This is a genomic window from Flavobacterium aureirubrum (assembly GCF_038739835.1).
In the GTDB taxonomy this organism is placed as follows: Bacteria; Bacteroidota; Bacteroidia; order Flavobacteriales; family Flavobacteriaceae; genus Flavobacterium; species Flavobacterium aureirubrum.
In genome coordinates, this window is sequence record NZ_JBCGDO010000018.1 from 23,530 (window position 1) to 35,270 (window position 11,741).

Below are 11,741 nucleotides of genomic sequence, written 5' to 3' on the forward strand. Positions count from 1 at the left end.
GAAAAGCAGGAAAATGGCTTTTAAATAGCTCAAACGATTCGCTCCAAAATCAGTTTTGACAAAAGTAGTATAATTTCACATTCTTGGGTTGATTTTTGTTGCATCAAAAATAGATTTTATACTTTTACGACTTATAAACTAAATGTTATGTCGACTGCTAAAAAAGATTACAAAAGAATTACAACCAAGTCATTGTTTGACATGAAAGCGAATGGCGAGAAGATTTCAATGCTTACGGCATATGATTTTACGATGGCAAAGATTGTTGATTCGGCTGGTGTTGATGTGATTTTAGTGGGTGATTCGGCTAGTAATGTTATGGCTGGTCACGAAACGACCTTGCCGATAACGCTGGACCAAATGATTTATCATGCATCAGGTGTGGTTCGCGCTATCGAACGAGCTTTGGTGGTGGTAGATTTGCCCTTTGGCAGTTATCAAAGTGACCCAAAAGAAGCGTTGCGTTCGGCGATTAGAATTATGAAAGAAAGCGGCGGACATGCAGTAAAACTGGAAGGCGGAAGCGAAATTAAGGAAAGTATTAAGCGTATTTTGAATGCCGGAATTCCCGTGATGGGACATTTGGGTTTAACGCCACAATCGATTTATAAATTTGGAACATATACAGTTCGTGCTAAAGAAGATGCGGAAGCAGAACAGTTGATTGAAGACGCCAAATTACTAGAAAAGTTGGGTTGTTTTGCGTTGGTTTTAGAAAAAATTCCGGCAGCTTTGGCCGAAAAAGTGGCTAAAACTATTTCTATTCCGGTTATTGGGATTGGCGCTGGCGGTGGCGTTGACGGTCAAGTTTTGGTTATCCACGACATGCTTGGAATGAATAATGAGTTTAGTCCACGATTTTTGCGTCGTTATTTAAATTTATACGAACAAATGACGACAGCGATTGGAAACTATGTTGCTGATGTGAAATCGAAAGATTTTCCGAATTCTAGCGAACAGTATTAGTAACGAAAAATTAAACCATTAAGAAATTAAGGTTCATTAAGCATTTTTTCAATTTATTTAATGACTTAATTTTTCTTAGTTTCTTAATGGTTCGAATTAAAATGAAAATAGTTTCTACCAAAGATAATCTCCAAATCCTTCACGAAGACAATCACATTATAGTGGTCAATAAACGTGTTGGTGATATTGTTCAAGGTGATAAAACGGGTGACAAACCGCTTTCGGAAGTTGTAAAAGAATATATTAAAGCAAAATACAACAAACCTGGAGAAGTTTTTCTTGGTGTAGTTCATCGATTGGACAGACCAACAACAGGTATTGTGGTTTTTGCACGAACAAGCAAAGCTTTGGAACGACTAAACGCGATGTTCAGCAACCGAGAAACACAGAAAACGTATTGGGCAATTGTAAAAAATAAACCACCAAAAACGTCGGATACGCTTGTTCATTTTCTGAAAAGAAACGAAAAAAATAATACTTCAAAAGCGCATCTAAAAGAAGTACCCGAAAGCAAAAAAGCAAGTTTGGATTATACCATCATCAAAGAATTGAACAATTATTTTGCTCTCGAAATCAACCTTCATACAGGAAGACATCATCAAATTAGAGCGCAACTTCAAGCGATGGGTTGTCCAATAAAAGGTGATTTAAAATATGGTTTTGATCGAAGTAATCCTGATGGTGGCATTCATCTTCATGCTAAGAAATTGGTTTTTACCCATCCAGTTTCGAAGGAATGTATAACAATTTATGCACCAACGCCAAAAGATGTAATCTGGGATTTGATTTAAAAAATGTATTCTATCGACATTTGTTAAAAAAGTCGTAAATTTATATTGTTATAAGAACAAGATTATTTTAAACCAATGTAAAGTCATGAAAAATCGTATCATCGTCGCGTTGCTTTTTTTATTTTCATTCTGTCATTCGCAGGAACATTTTTCTGGGATTTCTACTTCAAATCGTGTGGGTATTTTAAATGGAGTTACGAATCCGGCAGAATTTTCAAATCTTTCTAAAAAATTTGAGGTTAACATTTACGGAATAAGTTTCGATGTGGCCAATAACAAAATTGGATTTAGCGACTTAACTTCGGATACTAATCTTGAAGAGTTAATTTTTAGAGGTTCTGAACCAGTCAATATGCGAATAAATGGTCAAATAATTGGACCAAGTTTTGCCATGAAATTTATGAAATGGGGTTTTGGAATTACTACCAAAGCAAACTTTAAATTCGATATAGTTGATGTTAATCCAACTATTGGGAACGCTATTTTTGATAATAACTTACCTATCAATATAACACAACTCAGCACTGCTGATAATCAACGATTGGCTGGAGTTTCCTATGGAGAAGTTGGTTTTTCTGCGGCAAGAACTGTTTTCGAAAATGATAAACATCGAATTGATGCTGGTATTACTTTGAAATTTTTATTTCCTGGTTCCTATTCTAATTTTGGTTTAAGCGAACTAGATGGAACAATTACACAAGTTGGCGGTAGCGCCTTTTTAACTACAAATTCTCCTGCTACTTTAAATATTGCCTATTCTGGGAGTCTTGCCGATAGTTTTTCGAATTTTGATGATTATACAAAATCTGTTTTTGGAGGATTAAATGGTGTGGCTACTGATATCGGAATAACATATCAATGGAAAGACGGTAAATCAAAATATAAAATTAAAGGTGGCGCATCTATTCGAAATATTGGAAGTTTGAATTTCAAAGACAGTAATAATTATAATACAAGTTATACTTTAGATATACAACCAACACCTCAAAATCCATCAGGATTGGACTTAGGTTTATTTGATAATGTAAATAATTTAAGAAATGTTGAAGACATTTTAATCGCAAACGGTTATTTAACACAAGAACCCAACCAAACAAGTTTTAGAGTTAATCTTCCGACGATGTTTGCACTCTATGGCGATTTTAAAATTGTTCCCAAAGTTTACATTACCGGCTATTTACAACAAAAAATGAATCAAGACAGCGCTGATGATCAAATTACATCTGTGAATATCATAAGTGTAACACCAAGAATAAATTTAGGTTTCTTTGAAAGTTATATTCCAATCAGTAATAATGACATATCGGGCACAAATATCGGCATTGGATTTAGACTTGGTGGCTTTTATTTAGGATCAAATTCTATTTTTTCTGCTTTAACTAGCGATAGCAAGCAAGCTGATTTTTACACCGGATTTCGTTTTGCTCTTTTGTAGCAATCAAGTTTTATTAATGAGAATACCAATACTATGAATTTTAAAACCGATATTAATTACAGAAAGCAATCGTTGATAAAACTTTTAAATACTGTTCAAAATCATGAAGATGAAATCATTAAAGCCTTATATGACGATTTCAAAAAACCAGCTTTTGAGGCTGTTGCTACAGAAACCAGCTATATCATATCAGAATTAAAACATACTATCAAAAACATTCATAAATGGGCAAAACCAGCTCTAGTTTTGCCTTCTATTTTAAATTTTCCTTCTACTGATTATATCTATAAAGAACCTTTTGGAAAAGTATTGATTATTGCACCGTGGAATTACCCTTATCATTTGGCGTTATGTCCACTCATTGCTGCCGTTGCTGCCGGAAATCAAGTAGTTTTAAAACCCTCAGAATTAACTCCAAATACTGCACGTATTATTTCAAAAATAATTAGTGAAACATTTGATAAAAATCATGTGGCGTGTGTTGAAGGCGGCGTTGAAGTTTCGCAAGAGTTATTGTCGCAACGTTGGGATTATATTTTCTTTACAGGAAGTGTAGCTGTTGGCAAAATTGTAGCGCAAGCTGCTGCAAAAAATCTAACGCCTGTAACGCTAGAACTTGGTGGAAAAAGTCCTTGTATTGTTGATGAAACTGTTAACCCAAAATTGGTGGCTAAAAGAATTGTGTGGGGAAAATTCTTAAACGCTGGGCAAACCTGTATTGCTCCTGATTATTTAATTGTGCATCAAGCTATAAAACCAAGACTTATAGATTGTCTAAAGGAGGAAATTAAGAACGCTTTTGGAGAAAATCCCGAAGCTTCTCCTGATTTTGCGCGTATCGTGAACGAAAAAAACTGGAAAAGACAAATTTCTTTACTTGAGAATGAAAATATTATTGTTGGAGGAACTTCCAATGCCAGCGACTGTTATCTCTCACCTACTCTTTTAGATGAACCAAGACTGAATAGTCAAGTTATGACCGATGAAATTTTTGGACCCATTTTACCTATTTTGAGTTATAAAACAGAAGAAGATATCAGCAATATTGTGAATAAATATGAAAAACCTTTGGCGCTTTATATTTTTAGTGAAAATAAAGCTTTTGTGAAAACCTGCATTGAAAAATACTCTTTTGGTGGAGGTTGCATCAATGATACAGTAAGTCATATAATAAATAGACGATTGCCTTTTGGTGGTGTTGGTCATAGTGGAATTGGTGCCTATCACGGTAAATTGAGTTTTTATATTTTTTCACATCAAAAATCAATCGTTAAAAAAGCCAATTGGCTTGACTTGCCTGTAAAGTATGCACCCTACGGTGACAAACTTAGTAGTATGAAAAAGTTCTTGCAATGGTTTTCCTAAAATATTAATTGAGAATTTAAAAAATGTGGATAGACTTTATATATTTGTGTAAATCATGTATAAAAAGCTGATTTTAATCCAATAATTTCACCATAAAACCTACATGTCATTGAATAAATTATACTCATTGTTTACTTTTAATAACTATTTTGCCCTTGGCTGTATTGTTATTTTCTTCATACTGCTCTACTTTGGCATTAATAGAACAATTCAAAAACAGTTACTTATAAGTCCAAAGTATTCCGAATTCAAAACAAATGATGAGCGGTATAAGCTTTTTATCTTATTTTTTGGATTTACAATTCCTTTAATTGAAACCATATTTTATCTTTTTGATATACGTGCAATTAACTACAGTGTATTTAATTATACAATAAGCAGTCTTCTTCTGGTGATTTACTTTTTTTCTACAAAAAATGCATTTATATCTAAATATATATATGCCTTTTTTGCTTCATTCTTTTTGATTTATTACGCTTTTATATGCTACACTCTGTACTTTAATCCCTACGAGTTTGCAAACTATGTCATTTTTATTCTCTTTTTTTTCATTTCTTATTTTGTCTCACAAAGAATAAAGCATTACTGGTTTTTTACCTTACTCGTTTTTACATTATTAATTTCTGCTTACATTTTTAATTTAGTTCAAAAAAATAATTTCATAGTTATATTGAGTATTTTTATAGCTATCATAATTTTTCATATCGGAAATTACCTCACTTACATTGAAAACTTCAATAAATTTAGCTTCTCTGATATTGTAATTAATAACGGTGCATCTATTATCCTAACAACAAACAGAAAAGGACAAGTCTCTTTTTGTAGCAAATCAATAGAAAATATATTAGGTTATACATCAGAAGAAGTACTTGGAGATCAATATTGGAAATTAACCCAAGATAAAGAATTTATTGGTGAGGCCTATCACGATGATTATGTAGACGAAAGGGTTTATATCAGAAAATTGAAATGTAAAAATGGTGACTACAAATATATTCAGTGGAAAGACAAAAAATATTCAGATGATATTTTAATAGGAATTGGTCAAGATGTTACCGAACAAGTAAAAGTGAAAGACCAATACCGCAGTTTAATTGAATCTGCGGCCGATTTAATTTATGAAATAGACTTAAAAGGAAATATTACTTATGTTAATCAATTTGCTGAAAAAACACTCGATTTACCAAAAGATGAAATCATCAACAAAGTTTTTTACCGCTTTGTTGGAAAAGAATATCTGGAATATGTTGTTGACTTCTACAAAGAATTCCCTTTAGATAAAAATGAATATGCTGACCTGGTGTTTCCTCTAATCCGAAAAGATGGTGACATGGTTTGGGTATCACAAAAAGTTACTTTAAAGAAAAATGAAAACAATGAAGTAATTGGTTTTTCAGCCATAGCAAGAGATATCACTTTAATTAAAAAACTAGAACTTGAACATTATAGCAGAAGTAAAAAGGTAAGGATACACAATCAAACCTTAAAGAAACTCACTTCTCAAAGCTATTCTAATAACGATACTTTTACCGGAATTTTAAAAAATATTCTGAAAGTAGCTGGAACCAATTGTGCCATTGATAGAATTGGCTATTGGTCTTATCATCCAGAAGGAATGAGTTGTGAAAATATGTACTACTTTAATTCGGACCGCTTTGAAAAAAACTTCTTTCTAGAAAAAGAGAAGTATCCAATATACTTCCAAAATATTGAAACTGGTAATCAAATAGTAGCTTCAAACGTTTATAATAATAACATCACAAAAGAACTTTGCGAAGATTATTTCCCTAAATATAATATCAAATCGTTATTAGATACACCTATAATTATTAACGGAGAAATCGTCGGTATTCTATGCTTTGAAAAAGTAGACAAAATCATCGAATGGGATAACGAAGATATCAATTTTGCTCGCTCAATTGCCGATTTAATTGCAATTGCAAAAGAGTCCCAATTGTTACTTGAGTCTGATAAAAAGTTATCATACAAAAGCGAAATTTTAACAGTAATTAGTAAAAATATCGACAAATTTTTAGTCCATAAAAATACTGACGACATTTTAAAAGGGATTTTAAATGAAATTGGTAATGTTTTAAAAGTTGATAAAATATCTTTTTTTGCCAAAAACGATACAAACAATTCTTACTATCAAAAACACCGTTGGATTGCTATTGAAAATGGTTTCATACAACCTAGTGAAGCACTACAAAATTTAAGCATACAACTTGTTAGTTATATTTTAAACAAAGTTTTAGAAGATTTTTACTTTGCGTCAACTGTAAAAAAAATCAAAGATCCCGAGTCCAGAAAATTTCTTGAGTCTTTGGGCATCAAATCAGTTCTGTTTTTACCAATAATTGTGAAAAACAAAGTCCATGGCTTTCTCGTTTTTGATGACTCTACAAATGAACGTGAATGGTCTATCGATGAAATAACAATCCTTCAATCATTGGCAAACAATATATCATCGGCATTTGAACGAAATATAAATGAAGATATTATTAGAGAAAGTGAGGAAAAATTTAGCTTACTTGCTAATAACATTCCCGGAACAGTGCATTTATCAAAATATGACGATAAAAGGTCAAAAGTATATTTAAACGACGAAATTGAGAAGCTAACAGGTTACCCTAAAGATGATTTTTTACAAAACAAAATTTATTACAAAAATTTAGTACATCCTGATGACTTAAAGATTGTAGAAAGTAAAGCAGTAGAACTGTTTAATAACAAACAAAAAATTCACTTAATTTATAGAATTACTCACAAAGACGGCCATTATGTATGGGTTGAAGAATTTGGTGAACCCATTTTTAAAAACGATAAAATTGAATTCATAGTAGGTATCTTTATTGACATCACACAACGAATAGAAGCAGAAAACGCCATTAAAGCGAAAAACTACGCCGAGTCAGCCAACAGAGCAAAATCAGAATTTTTAGCCAATATGAGTCACGAAATTCGAACACCTCTCAATGGAATTATTGGATTTACGGAACTACTCATGTCAACCAAACTCGAAGACTTTCAAAAAAAATACATGACCACTATCAATCAATCTGCAAATTCGCTGATGGATGTCATTAATGATATTTTAGATTTTTCTAAAATTGAGTCAGGTAAAGTAGAGTTGAATATTGAAAAAAATAGCCTCTGCGAATTATCAAGTCAAGTTATCGATTTAATTCAATTTGAAGCTAGTAGTAAAGGATTGCAAATCAACGCAATTGTAGGTAAAAATGTACCAAAATATATTTGGGTAGATTATGTACGCCTTAAACAAGTTTTAATCAACTTACTAAGTAATGCTGTGAAATTTACTGAAAAAGGAAAAATTGACTTTGCTATCACTTTATTAGAAAAGATAGACCAAGAAACATTAAAATTGAAGTTTTCAGTGAAAGATACTGGCATTGGAATCAGAAAAGACAAGCAATTAAAGATATTTGATGCCTTTTCGCAAGAAGACAATTCCATCTCTAAGAAATTTGGTGGTACAGGTCTTGGACTAACAATTTCAAACCAATTATTAGCTTTAATGAAGAGCCACTTAGAACTTGAAAGTGAAATAAATGAAGGAAGTGAATTTAGTTTTATTCTTGAGGTGAAATATTCTAATGAAAAAGCGGAGATTCTGGATAATAATAACTCTTTTGAACAAAATATTGACGAAAACAATAGCATCTCCAAGGAAATGAAAACTATTTTCTTAGTCGAAGACAATCAAATAAATATGCTACTTGCTAAAACTTTAGTGAAGAGAATTTTACCAAATGCCGATATAGTTGAACTTGTTAATGGTAAAGAAGCAGTCGAAAAAGTAAAAAAAATTCTTCCAGATTTAATACTCATGGACATACAAATGCCTGTTATGAACGGCTATGACGCAACAGTAGAAATCAGAAATCTTCCCAATACAAAAGATATTCCAATCATTGCGTTAACTGCCGGAATAGTGGCTGGAGAAAAAGAAAAATGCATTGAATATGGCATGAATGATTACATTCCAAAACCTGTTGACAAAGAATTATTAAAAGAAACTATAAAAAAATATTTAATTCCAATAAACGAATAATCATGAAATGGGATAGAAAAGAAAGCGGCAATTTTGAAGACAGAAGAGGAATGTCTGGCGGAGGCAAAGCATTACTTGGTGGCGGAGCTATTGGAATTATAATTTTATTGTTAAACATGTTTGGCGGCGAAACTGGACAAACTATTGGCAATATACTAGAACAAACTCAAGGCAACCAGCAACAAACCGAACCTACAAAAACTCGCGAACTTACAGCCGAAGAAAAAGAATTGGGTGACTTTTCTGAAGCTTGCTTTGTCTATAATAATGAAACATGGACAAAGTTATTTAATGAAAACAATATGCAATACGAAGAACCTGGCATGGTGCTTTTTGACGATGGTGTCAATACGGCTTGTGGCAGTGCTACATCAGCATCTGGTCCGTTTTATTGTCCAGCTGACAAAAAAGTATATATGGACTTACGCTTTTTTGAAGAATTAAAAACTCGTTTTGGTGCCAAAGGTGGCGATTTTGCCATTGCTTATGTAATAGCCCACGAAGTTGGACATCATTTACAAACTATTCTTGGAACATCAGGAAAAGTGCGCAAACTTCAAGCACAAAAACTTGAAGCAGAAGCCAATAAGTTATCAGTATGCTTGGAATTACAAGCCGATTTTTATGCTGGAGTTTGGGCACATTATAATAAAAATCTTTTAGAAGAAGGTGATATTGAAGAAGCGCTGAGTGCTGCCAATGCCGTTGGAGATGATGCTATTCAAACTAAAATGCAAGGTCATGTAAACCAAGAATCGTTTACTCATGGTTCATCTGAACAACGAATGGAATGGTTCATGAAAGGTTATAAAACAGGAGACATTAAACAAGGTGACACCTTTTCAGCATTATTAAATTAGATTTACACATATATCCTATTAAAAACTAACAATATTCAAATTATAAAAGTATTTTTTTGATGATATCATAAAAAGTGTTTACTATCACTATTTTAAAGGTAATTTCAAGTAGAATTGAGATTGCCTTTTTTAATTTTGTATTTCTAAAATAGTGAAAATGAAAGTAGGAATTGATAGTATTGCCTTTGACATACCAAAAATATATTTACCCATAAATACATTAGCTGAAAACAGAAACATTGAAGCTGACAAACTCATTAAGGGTTTAGGTTTGCACAAAATGAGTTTTCTCGATTTGCATCAAGATGTAGTGACAATGGCATCAAATGCAGCTTTGAAACTAATTCAACAAGAAAATCTAAATCCATCTGAAATCAATCGAATTTACATTGGAACCGAGAGCGGTGTTGATAGTTCCAAACCAGTTGGTTCCTATGTTTTATCCAACTTGGAACAAATATTTGGCACAAGAAGTTTTAAAAACTGTGATGTGGTCGATTTGACATTTGCTTGTATTGGTGCGGTTGATGCGTTGCAAAATTGTTTGGATTTCATTCGATTAAATCCAACCAAAAAAGCGATTGTCATTGCCTCAGATAATGCCAAATATGACTTAAATTCTTCAGGCGAATACACACAAGGTGCAGGATCAATTGCGATGTTAATCACAGCTGATCCCAAAGTTTTAAGTTTTTCCAATGAAGTTGGCGTAGCAACCGAAGGTGTTTTCGATTTTTTCAAACCTAGAAGGAATTTTTCTAAAGAAGAAATCCTTCAATCAGAAAACAATCCTGAATGGAATGGCATTTTAGAAAATGAAATCAATATCTACAAAGAACAACCTGTTTTTGACGGACAGTATTCTAATCAGTGCTATATCAATAGAATTACAGAAGCATACGAACATTTTAAAATAGAAAGCAAACAAATAGGAAAAGTATATGAAACTTGGTCAGCAATACTAATGCATCTTCCCTATTGTTTTCAGGGACGACGCACTTTTATAGAGATTTTTGCAAAAGAAAATCCAGAATTATTGGAAAGTCAAATTGGTGAAAATTCGAAAGAAAAACTAAAAGTATTAGCTAAAAGTTCAGAATATCTAGATTTAGTGAAACATTATATTTTGCCTTCTGAAATTGCTTCGGGACAAATTGGTAACATTTATACTGGTTCGATTTTCTTGGGATTACTATCGACTTTGTGTTACCATTTAAAAGAAAATTCAAATTTAGAAAATAAAAAATTTGGTTTCATTGCTTACGGAAGTGGTTCAAAGTCAAAAGTTTTTGAAGCAGTTGTAGAAGAAAATTGGAAATCTGTAATTAAAAAAAATCAATTATTTGAAACATTAGAACAAGCTATAGCCATTGATTTCTCAACTTATGAAAATTTGCATAAAAAAGAATTGAAACAATCAGTTATTGCTCCAAAAAATGAGTTCTATTTGGATAAAATTGAAAAGGAAAATCCAGTTTTGATTGGTGCGAGATATTACAGTTTTCAATTGTAGTAATCAATTTGAATCGCCTCCAGCTTTAGTATGAATTGCCTCCAGCTTTAGCATGAATTGCCTCCAGCTTTAGCATGAATTGCCTTCAGCTTTAGCATGAATTGCCTCCAGCTTTAGCATGAATTGCCTCCAGCTTTAGCATGAATTGCCTCCAGCTTTAGCATGAATTGCCTCCAGCTTTAGCATGAATTGCCTCCAGCTTTAGCTGGAGGAAAACAAATCAAAATCAAGTGGCTTTAGCCAAAACTCATTTCAAAATTTGAATATTATATTTTTGAATAATCTCATCATATTCATTTTGAAAAGTTTTCTTTTTATGATGTTCTTCTTGATTTTTAATATAATTCCGAACTCTATTCAAAACTGACTCAGAAACAGAAAGTGCAAAATATTCATCTTGCCATTCAAATTTTCTGCCATTCAAATTAGGAAATAATTCTTTATTCTTATTTATCCAAAAAGAAGACTCTCCTTTAATCAATTGCATGATTTTATCAACACTTTGATTAACTCCCAGTGAAATAAGACAATGACAATGATCTTCGTATCCATTAATAAAATCAATATAAATTCCTTTCGATTTAGCATTTTCTTTAATATGTTGCCAAACTTTTTTTCGTGAGTCTATTGTATTCAAAAATGGTTCTCGATTTTTGGTACTCCAAACAAAATGAATGTAAATTTTTAGATATGGCATGGGATTTTAGGTTTTTGGCTAAAGCCAAATGGGGTTTAT

At 32.2% G+C, this 11,741-nt stretch carries 8 protein-coding genes; 7 read left to right on the forward strand and 1 reads right to left on the reverse strand.

The features are described 5' to 3' along the window. Positions 1-147 precede the first annotated feature (147 nt). The 7 genes from panB to WFZ85_RS12560 all read left to right on the forward strand — a co-directional run bounded on the left by panB (position 148) and on the right by WFZ85_RS12560 (position 11,005). The gene (gene panB, locus WFZ85_RS12530; RefSeq protein WP_342696644.1) at positions 148-966 is read left to right on the forward strand and encodes a 3-methyl-2-oxobutanoate hydroxymethyltransferase; all 819 of its coding nucleotides are present in this window, start codon (positions 148-150) and stop codon (positions 964-966) included. A gap of 101 nt (positions 967-1,067) precedes the next feature. Then, a complete protein-coding gene (locus WFZ85_RS12535) occupies positions 1,068-1,757 on the forward strand; it encodes an RluA family pseudouridine synthase (RefSeq protein ID WP_342696645.1) in 690 nt (229 codons plus the stop codon). Between the two features lie 85 nt (positions 1,758-1,842). Next, positions 1,843-3,192: a hypothetical protein gene (locus tag WFZ85_RS12540; RefSeq protein ID WP_342696646.1), complete on the forward strand. Its 1,350-nt coding sequence runs from the start codon at positions 1,843-1,845 to the stop codon at positions 3,190-3,192. A 33-nt stretch (positions 3,193-3,225) separates the two neighbouring features. Then, positions 3,226-4,557, forward strand: coding sequence for an aldehyde dehydrogenase (locus tag WFZ85_RS12545; protein WP_342696647.1), 1,332 nt, complete (start codon positions 3,226-3,228; stop codon positions 4,555-4,557). 670 nt (positions 4,558-5,227) lie between these two features. Continuing rightward, positions 5,228-8,632, forward strand: a complete 3,405-nt coding sequence (locus WFZ85_RS12550; protein ID WP_342696648.1) for a PAS domain S-box protein — start codon at positions 5,228-5,230, stop codon at positions 8,630-8,632. 2 nt (positions 8,633-8,634) lie between these two features. After that, positions 8,635-9,492: a KPN_02809 family neutral zinc metallopeptidase gene (gene ypfJ / locus WFZ85_RS12555; RefSeq protein WP_342696649.1), complete on the forward strand. Its 858-nt coding sequence runs from the start codon at positions 8,635-8,637 to the stop codon at positions 9,490-9,492. A gap of 157 nt (positions 9,493-9,649) precedes the next feature. Then, positions 9,650-11,005 carry a hydroxymethylglutaryl-CoA synthase family protein gene (locus WFZ85_RS12560; protein ID WP_342696650.1) on the forward strand — a complete coding sequence of 452 codons (1,356 nt, stop codon included), beginning with the start codon at positions 9,650-9,652 and terminating at the stop codon, positions 11,003-11,005. Between the two features lie 247 nt (positions 11,006-11,252). Here WFZ85_RS12560 and tnpA read toward each other — a convergent pair whose 3' ends face one another. Beyond that, complete coding sequence (gene tnpA, locus WFZ85_RS12565; protein WP_288132893.1) at positions 11,253-11,702, reverse strand: IS200/IS605 family transposase; 450 nt, start codon at positions 11,700-11,702, stop codon at positions 11,253-11,255. Positions 11,703-11,741: the final 39 nt, after the last annotated feature.